This window comes from Paenibacillus silviterrae (assembly GCF_030167925.1).
GTDB lineage: Bacteria > Bacillota > Bacilli > Paenibacillales > NBRC-103111 > Paenibacillus_G > Paenibacillus_G silviterrae.
Window position 1 is genome coordinate 1069349 of sequence record NZ_JASKUT010000002.1, and the last position, 19620, is coordinate 1088968.

General features: G+C 49.1%; 15 protein-coding genes. 4 read left to right on the forward strand and 11 right to left on the reverse strand.

The features are described from left to right. The first annotated feature begins 3 nt into the window (after positions 1–3). Entirely contained in the window at positions 4–1284 is a 1281-nt protein-coding gene (locus QMO62_RS27920) for a DHHW family protein (RefSeq protein WP_284645772.1), read from the forward strand. Here QMO62_RS27920 and QMO62_RS27925 read toward each other — a convergent pair. Together QMO62_RS27925 and QMO62_RS27930 are read right to left on the reverse strand one after the other, a co-directional pair. Further along, entirely contained in the window at positions 1238–2437 is a 1200-nt protein-coding gene (locus tag QMO62_RS27925; RefSeq protein WP_284646701.1) for an MFS transporter, read from the reverse strand. The genes QMO62_RS27920 and QMO62_RS27925 overlap by 47 nt on opposite strands. 291 nt (positions 2438–2728) lie before the next feature. Beyond that, entirely contained in the window at positions 2729–4969 is a 2241-nt protein-coding gene (locus QMO62_RS27930; protein WP_284645773.1) for a methyl-accepting chemotaxis protein, read from the reverse strand. A gap of 274 nt (positions 4970–5243) precedes the next feature. On the opposite strand from QMO62_RS27930, the gene QMO62_RS27935 reads away from it, so the two are divergent. Beyond that, positions 5244–8840, forward strand: a complete 3597-nt coding sequence (locus tag QMO62_RS27935) for an S-layer homology domain-containing protein (protein WP_284645774.1) — start codon at positions 5244–5246, stop codon at positions 8838–8840. A 91-nt stretch (positions 8841–8931) separates the two neighbouring features. Here the strand turns inward: QMO62_RS27935 and QMO62_RS27940 are convergent, their stop codons facing one another. From QMO62_RS27940 to QMO62_RS27955, 4 genes are all read right to left on the reverse strand, one after another. Next, positions 8932–9105 (reverse strand): hypothetical protein, encoded by a 174-nt coding sequence (locus QMO62_RS27940; protein WP_284645775.1) that lies wholly within the window; start codon positions 9103–9105, stop codon positions 8932–8934. A 176-nt stretch (positions 9106–9281) separates the two neighbouring features. Further along, a complete protein-coding gene (locus QMO62_RS27945; RefSeq protein WP_284645776.1) occupies positions 9282–9488 on the reverse strand; it encodes a hypothetical protein in 207 nt (68 codons plus the stop codon). Positions 9489–9644: 156 nt separating this feature from the next. Further along, on the reverse strand, positions 9645–9881 hold the full coding sequence (locus QMO62_RS27950) for a hypothetical protein (protein WP_284645777.1): 237 nt from the start codon (positions 9879–9881) through the stop codon (positions 9645–9647). A gap of 105 nt (positions 9882–9986) precedes the next feature. Continuing rightward, entirely contained in the window at positions 9987–10820 is an 834-nt protein-coding gene (locus QMO62_RS27955) for an RMD1 family protein (protein WP_284646702.1), read from the reverse strand. Positions 10821–11270: 450 nt separating this feature from the next. Between QMO62_RS27955 and QMO62_RS27960 the strand changes: the two genes are divergently transcribed. Together QMO62_RS27960 and QMO62_RS27965 are read left to right on the forward strand one after the other, a co-directional pair. Beyond that, complete coding sequence (locus QMO62_RS27960) at positions 11271–12086, forward strand: carbonic anhydrase (RefSeq protein WP_284645778.1); 816 nt, start codon at positions 11271–11273, stop codon at positions 12084–12086. A gap of 133 nt (positions 12087–12219) precedes the next feature. Further along, entirely contained in the window at positions 12220–12732 is a 513-nt protein-coding gene (locus tag QMO62_RS27965; RefSeq protein WP_284645779.1) for a CBO0543 family protein, read from the forward strand. Between the two features lie 127 nt (positions 12733–12859). On the opposite strand, the gene QMO62_RS27970 is transcribed toward QMO62_RS27965, so the two are convergent. The 5 genes from QMO62_RS27970 to QMO62_RS27990 form a co-directional block, all read right to left on the reverse strand. Then, complete coding sequence (locus QMO62_RS27970; protein WP_284645780.1) at positions 12860–13408, reverse strand: DUF3231 family protein; 549 nt, start codon at positions 13406–13408, stop codon at positions 12860–12862. A gap of 177 nt (positions 13409–13585) precedes the next feature. Continuing rightward, on the reverse strand, positions 13586–14683 hold the full coding sequence (locus tag QMO62_RS27975) for a vWA domain-containing protein (RefSeq protein WP_284645781.1): 1098 nt from the start codon (positions 14681–14683) through the stop codon (positions 13586–13588). Further along, entirely contained in the window at positions 14674–15654 is a 981-nt protein-coding gene (locus tag QMO62_RS27980; protein ID WP_284645782.1) for an AAA family ATPase, read from the reverse strand. The genes QMO62_RS27975 and QMO62_RS27980 overlap by 10 nt, the downstream gene beginning before the upstream one ends. A 25-nt stretch (positions 15655–15679) precedes the next feature. Further along, the gene (locus QMO62_RS27985; protein ID WP_284645783.1) at positions 15680–16159 is read right to left on the reverse strand and encodes a DUF6530 family protein; all 480 of its coding nucleotides are present in this window, start codon (positions 16157–16159) and stop codon (positions 15680–15682) included. A gap of 218 nt (positions 16160–16377) precedes the next feature. Next, on the reverse strand, positions 16378–19566 hold the full coding sequence (locus QMO62_RS27990; RefSeq protein ID WP_284645784.1) for a hypothetical protein: 3189 nt from the start codon (positions 19564–19566) through the stop codon (positions 16378–16380). Positions 19567–19620: the final 54 nt, after the last annotated feature.

Genomic DNA, 19620 nt, shown 5'->3' on the forward strand with positions numbered 1-19620 from the left:
AACATGCGCACCGGTTCGATTCTGCAAATTTGTTTGTTCCTCGCCTTCCTGGCGGTCGGAGCTTCGCTGTCTGTACCCTTCGGGAGAAGCGCAACCCTCTCAGAGATGGAGAATCGCGCCTTAACCGTTTTTCCTGAACTGACGGCACAAACACTATGGTCCGGAGCGTATTTCCGTCAGCTGGAAAACTATATTGCCGATCATGTCGCCTTCCGGGATAGGCTCGTTGATGTCAGCAAACTCGTCCTATCCTGGCACGGCTTCGTCGGCAGGGAGCGGACGTCGATCATAAGCTCACAGGCAAATAATACGTCGGAAATTGCCGTTAAACCGGAGCCGCAGCACACAGTCGAACCGGGCGTGACACCGCCGCCTGCTATTCTACCGGCAGAGACGGAAGCGGAGCCCGAGATTAAGGGACATGTGCTGGGCAAGGTGCTCATCACAGGAGACCGGGCTATGAACCTGTTTACCTATGATTCGGAGGCGGGGCGGGCCTATGCCGATGCGATGAACCGGGCGAAAGAAGTGCTTGGAGTCCCTGTGACCGTGCTGTTAGCACCGACGGCGGTGGAGTTCCTTGCGTCAGCTAAACTTAAGAAGCTCTCCTCCTCCCAGCGGGAAGCTGTAGAAACTGTGTATTCGCGCCTCCACCCGTCCATAGCAAGGGTTGATGCGATAACTGCGCTTCAGCCGTACGCCCGGGAAGAATTGTATTTTCGCACGGATCATCATTGGACAGCAACGGGTGCTTACTATGCCTATTCAGCCTATATGAAACTCCGAAACGAAACGCCTTTGCCTCTAAGCAGCTATCGGGTGGAGAAGATATCAGGCTTTCTGGGCTCGCTCCATGCTGCCACGAAGAATCGGCAGCTGGGAGACAATCCGGATACCATCACGGTTTACCATCCACCGGTGCAGACGGAATACACCGTTCATTATACCGGGCCATTGACCCTGCCGCTCCTGGATATGGGCCATGCGACACGCAAAAACAAATACCGGATCTTCCTTAGCGGGGACCGCCCCTGGGGTGTGATCCGAACCGATGCGGAGCGCACGAAAAGGCTTCTAGTGGTGAAGGATTCTTACGGGAATGCCTTTATCCCCTTCCTTACGGCACATTACAAGGAAATTTATGTGGTCGATCCGCGGCAGTTCGATCGGAAGCTATCCGAATTTCTTCGGGAGCATCCCGTGGATGAGCTGCTGTTTTTGAACAACGCAGAGGTTACTATGGACGGGGGATTCGCTGAGCAGCTGAAGAGACTGGTTGAGTAACATATCGCTCAATGTAGAGTCTAAGTAAAATCGTTACCAAACTTACTGCCAATGATAGGATTCCCACCAGTACGACATATTGTGTACCGATTTTTAATATTAAAAAACCGCCAACAGCTGCCCCCAATGTTGTTCCAACGTTACAAGATAAAATGAATAATCCATTGGCAAAATCGGGCGCTTCGGGAGCTGCGGACATAATCAAATATTGATTGATATTTGCCATGATCCCTCCAGCCAATATTCCCCAAATGAAAGTTAACACTTCCATAGGTAAGGTGAACTTTCCTGTGAAGAATACAATGATGTAAACAGCCCCCAATAACAATGGGAAGGCTACTACAGACTTAACGGCACTATGAGTAAGTAACCTTCCTGCGACAATGTTTCCAATGATATTGGCTCCGCCGAAAATGAACAAGGTTAAACTGATGGTGTTCGGAGACATATTCGTTACAGTTTTCAGATATTCGGCTAAATAACTATAAACCCCAAATACAGCTGAGTTTAATAAAATGACCGTGATGACGGAGATCCATATCATAGGTTTTTTTAATACGGAAAGCTGGCTGCCATAAGAAAATCTGTTTTCAACAGGCATAGATGGCACAAACATCGATGTAGCAATGAAGACAATAGCATTAACAATAGCAAACAATGCCATGGCCATTTCATATGAAACGGCGCTATGAATAAAGCTTGCGATCGGTACACCGGCTACCATGCCGGCAGATACTCCTATAAACACTTTAGAAACAGCTTTTGGAGCATCTTTTGCGCTTACTGAGGAAGCAGCCACAGTAAATGCCAAAGAACAATAAATCGGATGAAAAATGGCTGGTATGATTCGAGCAATTAATAGAATCGTAAAATTAGATGTAAAGATGGATACCATGTTTCCCACAATGAATACGCCTAATACCAGTAACATGACCTTTTTGCGATTTATCCCGGAAAACAATAACGGCAGCGTTGGTCCAGACACAGCAATAGTTAGAGCAAAAAGACTGACCAGCAGTCCTGCTTTGGATATGCTGACATGAAAGTGATCGGCAATGGCAGGCAATAACCCAATAACCCCCATCTCGGTATTTAAGATACCGAATACTCCGATGGTTAATATGAATATGAGCACGTTGTTTTGTTTAGCCAAATGATCGCTTAACCTAAAAATAAAATTCGGCATATTCAATACCTTCCTTTCATGTTCAAATATAAACTACGAGTGATGTATTATCGACATCCGTCTATAATTTATAGTAAGAACATAAACAAAACAATCGTTAATTTCACCGGTTTCGTTGTTTAATCAACAACTTCATAATCATTGTTGACTAACTCAAGGGAAAAGACTAGGAAAAAGGCTTCCTGCATTGAAGATACGCGTATGAGCGTATCTTCAACGCAGGAAGCCTTAGGATTTGTAGAAGCTATCGATTGAGGACTATACGGCAAACCCCTTTAACGAATCGTTCAGCTTGGCGGAGAGTGCTTCAAGCGCCTTCGTCGTTTCCACCAAGCGGTTGCTGGAATGATACTGCCGGTCGACCAGTCCTGCGACGCCTTCCGTTGAAGCAGTGAATTGCTCCGATAAAGCGCTGACCTGCAGCAGCATTTCATTTAACTCTTGACCAGCCTCCACCGATATTTGCAGTGAACCCCAGACCTCATGAAAGCGCTCGGTGAATTGCTGCATGGAAAGCATCACCTTCTGGAAGATCTCCTGAGAATTGTCGGACGCATTCAGCTGTCGTCTGAAGATCGGCATCGACTCCGAGACCAGCTCACTGGTCTCTTCCATATAGCTATGGATCCGCTCGATGATTTGCCCGGCTGATTCGATGGAGTTATGCGATTGTACGGCCAAATTCCGGATCTCCCCTGCGATGACCATGAAGCCTTTGCCCGTTTCTCCCGAAGAAGCAGCGACAATACCCGCGTTCAACGATAATATATTGATCCGCTTCGAAATGCTCTGCAGAAAATCCATGACGATGGAGATAGACTGTGTGCTTTCCCTCAGCCGTTCCATCTTTTGGTTTAGGTCGGTAATTTTGGCTTCGACGATCTGGCTTTGCTCCGAAAGCACCTGCATCGTGGAAAGTCCTTCGTGACTTGCAGCTTCCATCTGCTCCGAAGCCTGCATCATATGCGTGTTTTTCTCTATGACGTCATTCAAACACTGATGCAGCTTTCCAATCAGCACACCGCTTTTTTCGGCGTCGCTTGCCAGATTACTTGCGCCGATTGAAATCTCGTTCATAGTGGAGGCGATTTCTCTTGACGCCGACTCGTTCGATTCAACCAGTCCGCGAATTTCTTCCGTGGAGTGAAGCAGCAGATTGGCGGACTGGCTTGTGCTGCCTACAATCCCGTTAATCCGATCCATCATACTATCAAAGCTTGTCCCGACAGAGCCGATCTCGTCGGAACGGCGAAATTGCAGTCGAACGCTCAGATCGCCTTGCTCGGCAAGCTGCATCTTGCGCTGTGCGATAATCATCGGCTTCCCGAACGTAAGGTAGCCCCACCAGCCGAGAAGGCAAGCCGCAATTACGGAGCCGCCGAGCAAGTAATAGAATCGCTCCAGAATCTTCTGGGCATCCTCCAGTAATTTGGTTTCCGGTATGGCGCCAATCAGCGTCCAGGGTTGATTCCGCAGCGTAGTGCCGGCCAACAAGTATTTATTTCCCTGGGCATCGGTATAATCTGCGATCCGGGTGTCCTGATTGGGGGAATGCTTCACGGCGGCCGGATCCCCGAATTCCGCCTCAGGGCGGTTCGTGAAATAAGTTGTTCCGTCTTGTCCTATCAAATGAATCTCCCCGATGCCGCCGAAGGTGATCGGGCTCAGCATTTTTTCGAAATAGGATAGCTTGAATTCCGTGACGATGACGTCGGCCCACACGAGGTCCTCTGGACTCCAAAAGGCTCTTGCCATGGCGAATACCGTTTCGGGAGCCTCGAACAAAAATGAGCCCTTCTGCGGTTTGGAGAAAACGACCTTGCCTTTAGCGGCGACGGCTTCCTGTACTAGAGGCAGCTGGTAAGGATTCGCTTTTGCCTTGTACGCTGTAATACTGCTGATTTGAATCTGATCATCTCCGTTGTGGCGAACCATCGAGGAGGAGAACACCATATCCGAATTCGTCATGACGGAGCTTTGCACGTACTCCCGAAACGCCTTGTCCGCTTCTGTTCTCAGCTTGTTCAGCTCGGCTGACTTCTTTAACAGCTCGGTTTGTTCCGATTCGAGCCGGGTTAGCGCAATCGGCTTCGGCGTGTTCGGCTTCAGCTCCGAGTTCACTTTTTCGATCTCGGCTTTTATGGCGGCGAGACGCTGCAGCGTTCTCTCGTATTCCGCCAATTCAACCGGGCTGTCAGGAAGCAGCTTGCGGCGCTTTTCCGTCAAAGCTTGATTGTTCACTGCGAAGATGACGGTGTTGTTGAACACGCCCTCCATTTGCCTCTCCCAAAGATCGACCTGCTTCGCGGCGTCGCGGGTTACTTGGTCGGCGTTGTTCCCGACCTTTTCTTTCAAGGCTTGCGCAGAGATGCTGTATACCAGCCAACCGGATAAAGCAAAGCTCGCTACGATACTAACGAGAAAAGCAAGAAACAGTTTGAATCCGATCGAACGAAGCTGCACCCCCGTGTTCCGTGCCTTCCGAATCCAACGGAGCATCGAACTAACCCCCTTTTTTTATTTTGAAAGCCGTTATGCAAAGATGCTTAAGATTGTTAAATAAAGCGCTTTCTTTCTAAATATAACCTAACCTATGTGAAGATAGTGTGAATATTTTTCGTGTAAATTCGTCAAAAAAATGGGGCGTTACCAAAAATTACAAAGTAAAAAATTAATGTAAAATCGACAAAAACCGACAATATTTTGTTACATTTAAGAAGGTAGAAATAGATTACATAAGCTAGCTAGCTTTATGACAACCGGAGGTGTGTGCGTGGTTAGATTTAAGGGTCGTATATTGAAAGTTTTGTTGACAACAACGGTGGTCCTGCAGATTACCAATGTTCTAATCACAGGCGGGACACATGGTGTTCACGCGGAAGGGCCGGCGGATCCAGCACCGGTCGTGAATCCGGTCGGAATGCCGAACGGAAAGAAGGTGTTGTTTGACAACACCCATGGCCAGACCGCAGGTGCAGCGGATTGGGTCATCGACGGGGGATTTTCCGATTTTGCTAATGGGCTTGCTGGAAGAGGCTATTCCGTGAAGGAATTACGCAAGACAACACCGATTACGCTCGCTGACCTCTTGGATTATGATGCGTTTGTGATCGGTGAAGCCAATATTCCGTACAAAGCATCGGAACAAGAGGCAATGGTCCAGTATGTCCAGGGTGGCGGCAGTATTTTCTTTATCGCCGACCACTACAACGCAGATCGCAACAAAAACAGGTGGGATGCTTCGGAAGTGATGAATGGGTACCGCCGCGGTGCATGGGACAATCCCGCAAAGGGCATGACTGCCGAGGAGGCCGCCTCTTCCGCAATGCAGGGGGTGCAGAGCTCGGACTGGTTATCCGATCATTTCGGCGTACGCTTTCGTTATAATGCGCTAGCCGATATTACTACCGGTCAAACCATTGTCCCTCCGGATCAGTCCTTCGGGATAACTCAAGGCGTGAGCAATGTCGCGATGCACGCTGGCTCAACGCTTGCCATTACAGATCCTACCAAGGCAAAGGGCCTCATCTACTTGCCGCAAACGAACGCAAAATGGGCTAATGCCGTGGACCAAGGCGTATACAATGGCGGCGGCGTGGCAGAAGGTCCTTATTCCGCGATTGCCAAGGCAGGAGCGGGAAAGGCGGCGTTTATCGGCGATTCCTCTCCTGTGGAAGATGAAACGCCTAAATATTTACGGGAAGAGACAGGTACTTCTAAAACTACCTATGCAGGGTGGAAAGAAGAGCAGGATTCCGCTTATCTCCTCAATTTGATCGACTGGTTAACAACGGAAGAGCCTAACATCACAAGTCTGGATCAATACCCGGGACTTGAGCTTGATCAGCCGACCCCATTACTGCCTTTCGAGAATCCACCCGATTCTACGGAGCCGCAGGCAGAACCGTGGGCAGCACCCGCAGCAGGCTATAAATGGTATGATCCTTCTACGTTCAAATCGGGTTCTTACGGTTCTGCTATTGCTGTGACGAATCCGACTTACTCGTTTGTATCGCAGTCGCCGATGCCAAGCAATGAGCAGGTGTTCCCGGTACGTGTTGTTATCGACAATATGGCTCCGGGCGCTACCTTATCGAACCTCAACGTTGGGGCTTATAATCCAAGCGGCGGAGCGCAGCTCGGTATGATCAGCCTTGACGGCGGTGCAACCTGGCCGACAAGCCCAGGCTATAGTGCTTCATTTGCCGTTACTGCTAACGCGAAGGGGCATGCCGTTAAAGAGGTACTGATAAAGCTTAAAGGCACCCCTGCCTCCGCTAACTTCCGGATCAGGCAGGGCTCAAACGCTTTACTGACAAAGACGGTGCCGGCCGACGCCACTGCACAGCCGCAAGAGCTTCCACCGGATATCCCGCCGGTCAGCACGATCGTCATGGCAAGAAGTAAAGCGAGCGGTACGACCGTCAGCATCGAAGGGATAGTGACTACACAGCCTGGAGCATTCGGTGACCAGTCGTTCTACCTGCAGGATTCTACAGGAGGAATATATGTTCCCCAAAATTCGACGGGTTATAACGTTGGTGACAAGGTGCTGGTCAGCGGAGATTTGACTTTGTTTAACGGCGAGCTGGGGCTTGCAAGCATCCACCACTTGGCAAAGACCGGAACCGATGCCATCCCTGTACCCGAGACGGTCACTTCCCTGCACGCCTATAACCAAGGGCAATTGGTATCGCTGGATCAAGTTGTCATCCAAAATTTTAGCGACGCAGCACCTGCCGGTTCTTTTGAATTTGATGCTGTCGCGGCAGACAGCACAACATCACGAGTACGAGTTGATGCACGAACGGGCCTTACGAAGGATATTTTTCTACAATCGTATGGACTTGGGGATAAGGTACAAATCTCCGGTGTTGCTTCTGTCGATAATAGCACGTTCCAGCTGAAACCCCGAGGACTAAGCGACTTTGTGCAGATCTTGCCTGCAAGCCCCTCGGCCGGCGGAACGGGCAATTCGTCGGGAAGCGGAAATGCGCCGGCCAGCATTGTAACCGGTCTAACCATTTCAACCCTAGAGGGACCTGTATATGCAGGGGACTCCAAGCAGTTCTACGCCAATGCCCAACTGTCGGCGGGTTCATCAATGGATATAACTCCGTCGGCAGTATGGGAATCCAGTATACCCGCAGTGGCCACTGTGTCCGGAACAGGTATTGTTTCCGCACTCAATGCAGGGACAACTGTGATAACCGCCACATATGAGGGGCAATCGTATCCCTATTCATTACAAGTTCTGCCTGCATTAGGGACGAATCCAAATCCATCGCCGACAGTCACGCTCGCAGGTCTTAACGCAACGCCGGCAACTTTTACACAAGCAGCAGGGTATCCTTCAGGCAGTACGGTCATCCGGGCAGTCTATCATGACAACTCGACCGTAGTGATTTCCAATCAGGATGTTATTTGGAGCTCCCAGAACGCGAATATCGCTTCCGCTAGCGAAACCGGCATGATTTCTTTCAACTCCGTAGGGTCTACCGTGATTACAGCTACTTACGGCGGACAGCAGGCGTTTATCGCTGTAACAGTACTTCCCGCGGAAATCTCGCCTACGGTAATTGTTCCGGAGGAATCGTCGTCCGTATCCCAGGATGCAGTAACCCCGGCTCCAGTACGGACCGCACCTGTATTACCCGCAGCTCCGCCAGGTCCTGGGGCATCTGTAAATGCGGATGCACCAGATAAGGCACAGGCCGGTACTCCGATATTCCGAAATGAGATTATCGTGACGGAGAAAGTAGTCCATTCCATTAGGACCAAGGTAGCCGAATCGTCCACGGAGGAGAAATCCATACCGGCGGATACGGCAGGGCATTGGGCTGAAAAGACGGTTGGCATTTTCGTAAAGCTGCATATTATCGAGGGCTATGAGGATGGGACAGCCAAACCGGATGCGACGATTACCCGTGCAGAATTTGCTCAGATTATTTCGCGCGTATTCGATGTCAACAGCTCCGCTCGCCCCGTAGTGATGAATGATCTAAGCGATCATTGGGCCAAGAACTCCATCGAGAAGCTGGCGCAGTCGGGTGTTCTTAGCGGTTATGGCGACGGTACCTTCCGTCCGGACAAGGCCATTACCCGAGAGGAAATGATAGTAATCCTATCCCGTTTAGTCAACTTGAGCGTCGTACAGAAGGACGAGAGCAAGGGCTTCTTCAAGGATCTGCAGGAGTCTTATGCGGAAGTGGAAATTAAGAACGCGGCTGAAGCAGGCATCATCAACGGAAAGCGTGAGGACACGTTCGACCCTAAGAGCGAATCCACACGCGCAGAAGCACTTCAAGTGATTCTTAACACGCTTAACTTGAATCCTGAAGTGAAGACGCTTCTCGACACGATGAAATAAGCGGTGGAGGTACGACGGGGCCGATAACCCCATCTCCTCTCCACATAAGTGAACATTTCGCCCTTTCGCTTCCCTATGGAAGTCGGAGGGGCTATGTTTGCGTCCGGGAATTTACGTCCGTTTCATTTATCATGTTCGGTTCAAACCCTTTTGCGGCTTCCACAAGATTTCCCTCTGTATTCAAAACAAAGCTGGTTGGCTGCAACCCAAAGCTATCTACGTCACCTACCGCTGCCTTCCCCGTTTCGGGATTATCTTTCGCCATGTGTCAAATCTCCCTTCTTGATTTTTCCCTAATGGATAGAATCCCCAATCATCGGATCTAATTATGTAAATGCTCCTTAATACATCAGATACGTTTTGTATCTGCAACATACCGTCACTACCTACCGGTTCGTATTCCCCTCTTTCCATGATCATGCATAAGTACCGCCTGCCTCTCTAAGAGGTAGACGTTCGTGGAGTCAGGACGCCCTCGGGGACGGAAGCTAGATACTTACGTCGGCTTCGATCCAACAGCGGATATTTGAAAAGCAGCCCCTCGTACACCGGCTGAAGCTCGGGATGCTCCCAGAAGTCTTTTGGCGTAATCAGTCCGGCAGGACGTTCCCATAAGCCAACTCCCGACTGCTGCAGCACCTGCGCCACAAATTGCGAGCAGAAGTACGCGTGCCGCGGCGCCAGCTCAATCTGCAGCAGTACACCGAGTAATCCGATCTGATTGTACCGATACCGGTCTTGATTTTGCCGGAAGATGTAAAGGAGCCGTTGGATGTTGTCTTGTTGTCTTGCTGTGATAGAGAGTCACAAAAGTGCACATCGGGTATTGGGAAAATGAGCATAAGTTCCTTCAGTAACGGTCTCTCGGATGAAACCGCCTGACCAAGGATTGGTCGGGTGTTTACGCCCGAAGCTGTAAAGCTCCTCCAGCCCGGCATCCAAAGCAAGCGAAGCGTGCGTGTAGGGAGACGCCGTGCAGGCTTGAATCATTATTGCAAATCTCATCCCCGTTGCCGTCAGCAGAATATAAACCTCACTCATCTTTCATCCCCCCCGTTTCGCGCTGCATCCTCTTGCGGCTGCAATATCCATCTCAACAATACAAAAAAAAAGGGCAGGTCCTGTTTGGACTCTGCCCTAGCTCTTTCATAATAAACCGATGATCTGCAGCACAGTAAGAATAACCTCGATTACAATGAGTGTTACTATAACCCATTCCACGAACAGTCCGCGGATCGAATGACTGATATTCGAGAACCCCTCCAGGATGTGATAAAGAGTATCCGTCTTGTTCTTGAGAATTTTATATCGATCGTTTAATTCGAAAAATTCCAGCATTTTGTCATAAAGCTCATTAGCCGAGCTGTTAGTCCACGTGATCTCCGGCTTATCCAAAATCATAATATAGGCAAGTGTATTATATTCATGGCGTACAATTCTTGCCGTCATCCTCGCCAGCTCCTTGTTACCAATGCCCAGCTTCCCCCTCTCCAATCTATCGATCATCGTTTCGAGGTTATCCTGGATATTGCTTAGCTGCTCCTCCGTCTTTTCCAGTGCAACGGATTTGGCCAGTACGGTAGAGATCAGCTCGGGGTAAAAGCTTTCATATTCAGGAACCGCCACGAATTCATCCGTCATTTCAATGGTATCAGCTACCTCCAGATGCAGCCGGTAATCGTCCGTATATTGAAATACGGATTGGAAGTCAATGTCATTTTCAAACGTATGTATAAACTTTAAAAAGCTCGTTATTTCTTTATCACTGGTATGGTTGATGAAGACAATACTGCCGAAGGAAAACACAAGCACTTGCTGCGTCAGCCCTATGGAATAATTCATAATGGACCCAAGGAGCTCCCCTTTTAGCACTAGTGGCTGCTCCCATGTATATCTTTTGGGAATTCCGCAGTGGATTGCGATTTTATTCAGGTCAATTTCATTCGTAATCGCTATAGCTTTAAAGGTAATATCTTTCATTCTCACGACTCCGTTCGGTCAGGCTTCTACTTCATTGTTAGTATTACCATGACCTGCCAGTTCGCAAACCATCAAGTTAGCCTTCATTGTTTCGGACCATGAATTGCTTTAGGAGAGCCTGGATTTGTTCCATGACCATTCGTTCTGAATCCGTTTTAACAAAGAAGCAGTGCCGGCTCCAGTCAAGAAGAAGAGCGGCCCCCCTTATATTTCCATTCTTTGCTTGCTCTGCAGCAGCCAGAACCTCCGTTTCGCTTGGTACTCTTTGATGTTTACGGTAAAAGCCAACCATTTTGGATACGGAATGATAATTGTACTTCATTGTCATAATGAGATCACCAGGACTCATTCTAGCACTATATCGCCAAAAGAGCCTTGTCTAATATATTCCATGAGACTATGCCCTGCAGAGGCCGTATAACTGACGAAATCGGATACATAATATAATCCATGAAAAGAAAATATTGCACACTTATTACAGTCACGTCGCTTAGTCTCTTGTTCTTCGCTAGCCAGTCTGCAGCGGCCATTGCACCTGTAAGCCCGAGAGCGGAGGCTCCGCCTGCCACAAGGTGGTCTTATGAGGGGGTTACGGGACCTGCGCATTGGGGGAAATTAGACCCGGCCTTTGCCGTATGCGCTAATGGTAAAGAGCAATCTCCCATTTCCATTGATCCGCAAAAAGTAACCAAACTAAAAAACAAGGAGAGCATCCAATATCATTATCAACGCACTTTGTTTACTGTAATGAATAACGGACATACCGTTCAGGCAAACGACCCGTCCGGCTCTAACTCGATTGTCCTGGAAGGGCAGCCTTATAAGCTGCTGCAGATGCATTTTCATAAGCCATCTGAGCATGAAATAAACCGAAAGCCGTATATGATGGAAGGGCACTTGGTTCATCAAAACGCGGAAGGAAAGCTTGCGGTGGTGGGTTTTCTGATTGAGGCAGGGAAAACAAACGAAGAGCTAGCGGAAATGTGGAATAAACTGCCGAAGCAGCAAACGGAATCCGATATCAAACTCGAGCGAGAGATCGACTTGAGCCGCCTGCTTCCTGAGGATCGGACGAGCTATCTATATAACGGATCCTTAACCACTCCTCCTTGCACGGAGGGGGTGAGATGGATCTTATTAAAGCAGCCGATTCAAATGTCAAAAGAACAAATTGAGGCCTTCGGTGCAATTTTCCCGGACAATCATAGACCCGTCCAGCCTCTGAATCAAAGAAAAGTGATAGAGAACGAAGCAAATCGGAAGTGAAATAGATAACTGCGAAAGCCAGCCGTGATGGCCGGCTTTCTTTTTGTGCTATGGTTCCCCGGTTAGGGCACAAGTATGGTTCCCTGAATATATGGCAAGACTTCAAGGTAAAACCCTTAAAGGATATGACACCATGTATTTACTCGTTGTCTTGTTGGTTTATTGCCTATTCGCCAAGATGTTCATTGATTGGAAACGGTGGAGGGAGTTCTACCCTACCATTCAGTTTTATATCATTTGCAACCTGCTGTATAACCTTATCTTCTATCAGCATACGCTTTGGGCTTATAAGGCTGTCACCGTCAGGTGGTTAAATCATACGCTCATTGATATCGCATTTTCATTCTTCATTGTCCCGGTTGTTCTCATGATCTACCTTCAGTATTATCCCAAAGGAAGTAAACAATTTTTTTATGTATCGATGTGGGTAGCCTATTTCACCTTTATAGAATATCTCTTTTATCTTAAGGGACTTTTTATCTTTGCTAACGGTTGGAATATCGGTTGGTCTACGGTGTTTAATATCATTACCTTTAGCATCATCCGCATTCATCATCGGAACACGCTTCGCGGATTGATCATATCCGTTCCGATCGTTGTTATCCTTTTATTTCTGTTCCACCCAACCATACACGAATTAAAATAAAAGGGAGTGAAGCCGGCGAATGGAGATATTGTCCACTCCATTGTTCTTTATTCTCTTATTTAGCACCTATCTGGCGATGGGCTTTTACCTATGGAGTCGGAGAAAGTAATGTGTAGATCTAAGAATGTCACGCATGCGGGGAACCTGACGGGACAAAGAACGGCGGAACCCGAATCCATCCTCGTTTACGCATCACTTGCTTTAATTTCCCGGAGAAAGTAACCTTCTCGGTCTGGAACTCGAGAAACATGACACCTACATCCGTACGAATCGATTGGGTGACGATTGTGGCGGCTTGCATGATCAGGCTTGCGATTTTCAATGATAGTTCGTTAGCAATGACATCATCCGTTAATTTGGCGCCAAGCGGCACATCACGCGGTTCTGAATGAGGCAAATCTTCAGGCGAGGGAGGCAAGGATATCCCTTCCTTCAGCAAAAATTTATGGAGCCGTTCTCTCTGACTGTTTCCAAGCTGCAAATCTTCTTCAAGCAAAGACTTTAATTCACGATCTGTAGTGGTGTTGATACCGTATTGTACGGAAGTTTTGGCTAATTCAAGTCCTGCCAGATAAATCCAAGACCCCATCACTTCCCCGGCATGAAGCGGCTGGTCGTCTTTTTCATCTACCAATGCTTTTATAGTATCGATTGTTGTTTCAAGGATATTTGTCAATTGATTAGCCTCCCTAGATTGGTAATTCAATGATATTGTTTTGCGTCATGTGTTTTGCTATTCAATTATTTTACACCGAAATCGAGCAGGGAATGTACGGCTGACAAATACCCTTAAAAAGCAACCGATGGAATAAATCAAAGGGCACGCTTAGCGCTGCCTTCATTCCTCATCCTCTCACAAATACCTGGAGATATACCGTACCATTTCCGTAGGGAATTTGTTTAAATCCGTAATATTCAAAAATCGTCCGTCCCCGTATATACTGCCGAGGATCTCCTTGTCTTGACCTATGGCAGCAGCCACAAAACGTACACCTTTTCGTTCAAATTCCGCCATAGTTTGCTTCATGTCTTGAGCAGCAGCCTCCCCGGTATAGGACTCCATGGCTTTCGGTTGACCATCACTGATACTGATGAGCAGCTTTGTCTGTCCTTCGGCTCCCGCCAATCTGTCAGCCATGATCCGAAGTGCCATTCCGTCCCGATTGTTGTTTCTGGCACTTATCCCCATTAACCGATACCGATCCCGGCGATCCGGTTTCGCAAAATCCGCGTAGGAAAAAATCGACATCTGCTCCAGCCGAGATACATCCGCTGTATCACCGGAAATAAGAACCGGAATATCACATAACATGCAAAATTCATAAATTGCGATTGCAGCTCGCTTCGCAGCTTCCAGCCTTCCCGCAGCTATCATAGATTTGGATTCATCGACTCGAACACCCACAACCAAAGAGGGAGAGTCCGACGGCGGAAGCTTCCTGGAAAAATATCTGAAGTCCAAATAGCCCAGACTTTCGGCTCTAAATTGATTGCCATAATAGTGACGGCCTGCAAAGTCCGTAGAGATTTCATGCTCAAGGAGCGGCATGGTTTTACGGGCGATTTCTCTTATCACGGGCAGAAGATTCTTGCTCATGCTTTCAAACTCTTTTTGATTTTCCGGCGTATAATCCGGACGGTGAACGATAAGCTTTACGTTGTTATGAATCGAATGAGCGACAATTTCTCTTGCTTCCTTGTTCAACTGCTTTCGGAATGCCTTTTCATTCTGATTGTTTTGGGGCTCTTTGTTATATTGTTCAGTAGACACAGCGAACGAAACATGGTCGCCAAACTCACTTCGTATCCCCTCTTCAGACTTATCAAAATGGATACTTTGGTTGCTGGAGTTCTCGCCACTCTCGGTAGACTTTACTAGCGCGATCCCCTCCACGTTGTCATCCGTTTGTGCCTCTTTATATTCAAGCTCTTCCGAAGTGGTTACAGCCATCGTCCCGAGAATTCGTTTTTTTTTAATTCAGCGTCCAGTTCATCCAGTTTTGTCATCAGTCCGCGAGATTGAATGGCTTCTTCCAACATCTTGATTTCTTCCGGATCCGTAGTGATTTTGTAGATTACTTTATGATACAGAGAGTCTTTCACGGGAATCCCTGCAGAGACGGCATCCGTCCAGTAGAAAAAGGAACGCATCCCCGCCACACCTTTGATCGCATTGGCTTTGGCTGTCTGATCCAGAACGATGATGGTGTCGGCCAATATTCCCAAAACGGTCTGATCCTGAAATCCCACTTTCGCGATCGCACGTTCGATCATGACCTCCTTCGTCGGCATATCCATCTTTTCTGTGTGTTGGATTCGGTCACGCAGTGCTTCATTTAAGGGTCTGGTCCCTGAATAATTGCGATTTGTCGTAACCACGACAACGAAATCGGGATGTCTGCGGATGATTTCCGTGGGAAGATTGATACTGCCGTCAGGTTCCAGTGCGGAGTTAAGAGCCATAAGAACAGCTGCATCGCGGATGACGGTGGGCTCCTGGATCTCCAAAAGGTACCCGTTCTGATAGGCTCTTACGATCTCGGACGGATAGAACCGATACTCCACCGGAGATGGTTCCGATTCATCAGACGCTTCATTATTATCCGATGTGATGACCGGAAGAATCGCACCTATCACATCAGATTTGTCCATATCGGCAAAGCAAGTTACTTTCGTATACGGCAATCCGAACTCTGCCGATAACGCCTTCGCCAATTGTGTTTTCCCTGACCCTGCATCACCTTCCAGTAAAATTGTTGAGATTTTTATCTCCCCTTTGTTCCAATTACGTTTCACCTCTTCACAAATTCGCTTCTCTGCAGCACTAACTTTATGAGTAGAAGGCTTTTTCCACACTAGAGCTTGTTCCGTCTCTGACAATTGTCTACCCGGAGATAAAAGATAGGGTTTGTTCTCATTCACAGTGCTCACCGCCTTCCCTTATTATTTAATATCCCAGTTCCTTCAAAATCCCGGACAGCGTACGCAATCTCTCACCGATCATTTCTCCGTCATCGCTTAAAGCCTGGTGAAACAACCGAATATCCTCGCGAATCTTTTCATTTTCTGTACAAATCGATACGTTCATGGCTCCCCCTTGAATACCGATGCGATCAATGGCAGGCTTCTCAGGATTGTAAAGATGCTCATAAATATACGCTTCCTGAAAATATTCCAAAGATCTGCAAATCAGTATGGATAGATCAAGAACACGGTGGAGTGGCATTTCCTCAGCTTGTTCAGACCACTTCTCGTCGGTACATCTCCAGATCCTCGCAGATAGTTCAGCCTTTCCTCTGCCGTTCCCCGTCGTTAAACCTAAGGAAAGACCTTTCGCATCGGAGTGACCTGTATGACGTCCGTCGATCTCATGATAGTTATCCGTAATAACAACGGGCTTATGGTTGTGTATTGATTGTATCTTCATCGTTTCCCCTCCGTGAATGTCCATAGATTATAAAACAAAGTCATTTCAATAGACATTATATATTTTTGTTTATTTATTAGCAATCATTAATATATTTCGTTTGTTTTTAGATAAAAATTGGTATAATAAGAAAAAAGAAAAAGCCTCCCGCAGCAACGCAATTCGTTGCTGTGGGAAGCTAAAGTCTAATCTTCCTATAGATTATTGGAGCCGATCCATTATCTCAACGACTGAAAATACTGTCCAATCGTGTGAAACCCATCCTTATAGCGTTCCTGATATGTCGGCTGGCTCCAGGTTTTCCATGGCATGGTCCAAGGAGCACGGATCCCTTGCTCCGGCAGACTGCCGAGCAACGCCCCGTCCCGACCCAGGGCCAATATGGATACCGCTATGCCCTCCGACCGCACTGTTCGAAGCATGTCCCTCCCCAAGCTGACGTTAAAGCTGCGCGGGTCGTCGATGACCGTGCCTTGGGTTGGATCCGATACAAGCAGGCGGCCCCATGGAATTCGGACCGATAAGCGGTTTCCTTCCGAGTGCCAATGATTGGCCGAGTTCGTAAGCGGTCCGTACTTCAGCTTGCTCGACTCCCCGTACTGCGCCTCGATGCGGCTTCCGTCCTGTCTCACGCGCTTCTTCTGAATCTCCGTTCGCATGACCTCGAAGTGTCCTTCTTCTGCCGCCTGAGAAGCATAACGTCCTGCCGTCATGTTGTAGGAAGGTATGACCTGAAGCATCCCTGTATCTGTGCCGCTCAGCACCAACTGAAACTCCATGCCCGATGGAGCCGTCTCCGGCCGGTTCGGCGCATATTTGTGCTCGCCGCGAACGCGGTCATACGTATCCAGTCCGATGCGCAGCTCATGCTTCGCCGGGTCGAACGTCTCCTGAAGCTTCAGATCTATATAAAGATACGACGCGTCAGATCGAAGCTCCACTCGCTGCACTATTCCTTGCTTAGCTTCCGCAATAGCGCCGGGAACGGTTGGCTTCACCGATTCCATAGCTACCAGCCCGTAATTTTGCTCCGGGTCGATCGCGTTATGCCACAGCACGTGCCGATCGTACGGGATCATATACGGCTCGGTTACCCATGTTTTCTTTGCCCACTCGTCAAGCCACTCAAAAACTACACCACCAGCATAGCCTTCCCGCCGGATTGCCTTCAGCATGCGAACGATGCCTTGCCCCTGCTGCTCCTCGGTCATACCGCCATGGTTATAGCCGTCAGGGTTGGTATGTGCATTGCCCATGCCGGTAGCAAGTCCGAATTCCGCCACAAGCGCCGGATATTCCTGATGCACGCTCATGAATTCCTGCAGGTAGCCGCCATAGCGAAGCCGTCCCTCTTCGTCGTGATAAGCATCGTACGCGATTTCATTGTTCATGAAATCCGGATAATTCGGATAGATGTGGTAAGCTCCGAACAGCCCGGCCTTCATCTTCGGCCCATGCTTCAAATGCCGGATATCGACCGTCGCACTGTCGTTAAACTCCTGCGACTTTATCCCCTGCTCGTTCCACTCCGACGTATGCTCGATGGGATCCAGTGTCGGCCAATTCACTACGGCTACAGGGTGCTGCCAGCCATACTTCTTCTCCTCGTAAGTGAGCGCATAATCTGCGCTGGCGGCTAGCCATGCTTCCGTTGGACTCGCTCCGGAGGTCGTCAAGTAATCCCCCTGGAAGGAATATCCCGGATTGAGCTTATCCGTCGCCTTCACTTCCTCCGGCTCCAGCTCGCGCCCCACCAGATAGCCTAGCACATATGACGAGACATCGCTCCGATATTCGCCGTAGGCCCTGCCTTGCCGCGGCGGGATAGAAGCTTGTCCGTGAATGGCATCGATAACACGCTCCATCTCTAACCGATACTCCGTCATATAGGCAGTCGACAAATAGTTATGGTTCTCCGGGTTCTCTTCCGGCCAAATTTCCTGCAATAGCCAGATCTTCCGCTCCGGATGCAGTCCGTTATAGCGTTCCAACGCCTGATAGAACGGCGGAGGCAGCAGCGTATAGACGCGAATGGAGTTAGCATGCAGCTCCCCCATACCCTCCAGCCACCGGTAATATGTCGCTTCATCCTGCGGGAACTCCGTAAACCACTTACCGGGCAGCGCTGCTCCCAGATTGACACCCGTTACGAACATGTCGGACCATGTACCTCCAGTGAACGTCTGAAGCATACGTCCCTGCGTCCGCGAAACGAGCTTGGCGCCCTGCGATACATCCGGAGCCGAAGCGGCTGCCGGATTATGGCTTGACTTGCGCTGCTCCGCGTCGGCGAGGATACCGTCCATGAGTCCCACATAGCTGTGCCAGAAGAAGGAATTTTCGTTGCCCAGCGTATCGCGTGTAAACCAGCGCTTCAGCTTGGAGAGTCCCGCATAGTGATAATAGTTCGGAACAGCCGAATGGTCGGCATAATCACCTGCAAAATAATACGTCGCATTCGCTCCGATCGCACTGCGCACGACGGCTGGAAACCTAAGCGGAATACCCTGTTCGGCCAGCTTCCTTGCGCCAGCCTCAGTCGCATCAAGCAGGTACTCCGCCAACACCTTGCCGCCGCTCATGGGCTCAGTGATATCGAACCAGTAATTATAGTAGTGGGACCCGGTCAGGCCGGTCAGCTTGCTGCCTTCTTCTGTCCACACATACTGGCTCCCCGCCGTGCTTATGTCTTTGCCCATCTCCAGTACCACAATATCGTCCTGTTCCCCTACGAAGAGAAAGCCGGGACCTTCAAAGCCCCATTTTTCTCCATGTTTACGCTCATACGAGGCTATCGCCCAATTCGGCACCTCACCGCCCGGCTTCAGGTCGGGGATGTAGCGGCCCATCCAACCGCTCCAGCGGACGCGCAGCAGCTCGTACATTTGCTCCCGTTCCGGATCCGTCGTCGGACTGCCGAACGCATTGAATTCGGCTATGAAGGTAACCGGCTTCTTCGAGGACAGAAAGGCTCGGAACGCGGCCACATCCTCCTTCGTGACCCCGCCGTATAAGCTCTTGGAGCGGTTGCCTTCCGGATTGTGCCCGAAGAACTCCTCTTCATAGACACCATAGGCATCCGTCATATAGAGTAGATCCGTTGACGCCAGACCTTGGGTGTCAGGTAAGGGTCGAACCTCATATTGCCTGTCCGCCCGCGGATGGAAACCGTAATAGTCCTGTTCGTAGCTGAACTTGCCCCCCTCCGCCTTGGTGAGCTTCCGATGGTTCAACAGCCACATCAATCCCTTATGCTCCCTATAAGAAGTGTCTGGGACCGTCTTATCATATATCGTCACCACCAGTGACCTCTCCTCTTGAATCATCCAAACGATCCAAGGCAGCGCGATCAGCAGCAGCAAGCTTACCGCCGCCCATAACGGGCGCGGGAGCCTTTTTCTTCTCAAAAGCGCGCCTCCTTCTTGCAGTTATTGTGTTTGTAAGCTTGGGAGCCGCGATCC

What these genes read in the sequence shown, in the direction of transcription:
- QMO62_RS27920 (WP_284645772.1), top strand. Translation starts at nt 4, where the DNA reads ATGCGCACCGGTTCGATTCTGCAAATTTGTTTGTTCCTCGCCTTCCTG.
- QMO62_RS27930 (WP_284645773.1), bottom strand. Translation starts at nt 4,969, where the DNA reads ATGCTCCGTTGGATTCGGAAGGCACGGAACACGGGGGTGCAGCTTCGT.
- QMO62_RS27940 (WP_284645775.1), bottom strand. Translation starts at nt 9,105, where the DNA reads ATGGCGAAAGATAATCCCGAAACGGGGAAGGCAGCGGTAGGTGACGTA.
- QMO62_RS27950 (WP_284645777.1), bottom strand. Translation starts at nt 9,881, where the DNA reads ATGAGTGAGGTTTATATTCTGCTGACGGCAACGGGGATGAGATTTGCA.
- QMO62_RS27955 (WP_284646702.1), bottom strand. Translation starts at nt 10,820, where the DNA reads ATGAAAGATATTACCTTTAAAGCTATAGCGATTACGAATGAAATTGAC.
- QMO62_RS27960 (WP_284645778.1), top strand. Translation starts at nt 11,271, where the DNA reads ATGAAAAGAAAATATTGCACACTTATTACAGTCACGTCGCTTAGTCTC.
- QMO62_RS27965 (WP_284645779.1), top strand. Translation starts at nt 12,220, where the DNA reads ATGTATTTACTCGTTGTCTTGTTGGTTTATTGCCTATTCGCCAAGATG.
- QMO62_RS27975 (WP_284645781.1), bottom strand. Translation starts at nt 14,683, where the DNA reads ATGGCTGTAACCACTTCGGAAGAGCTTGAATATAAAGAGGCACAAACG.
- QMO62_RS27985 (WP_284645783.1), bottom strand. Translation starts at nt 16,159, where the DNA reads ATGAAGATACAATCAATACACAACCATAAGCCCGTTGTTATTACGGAT.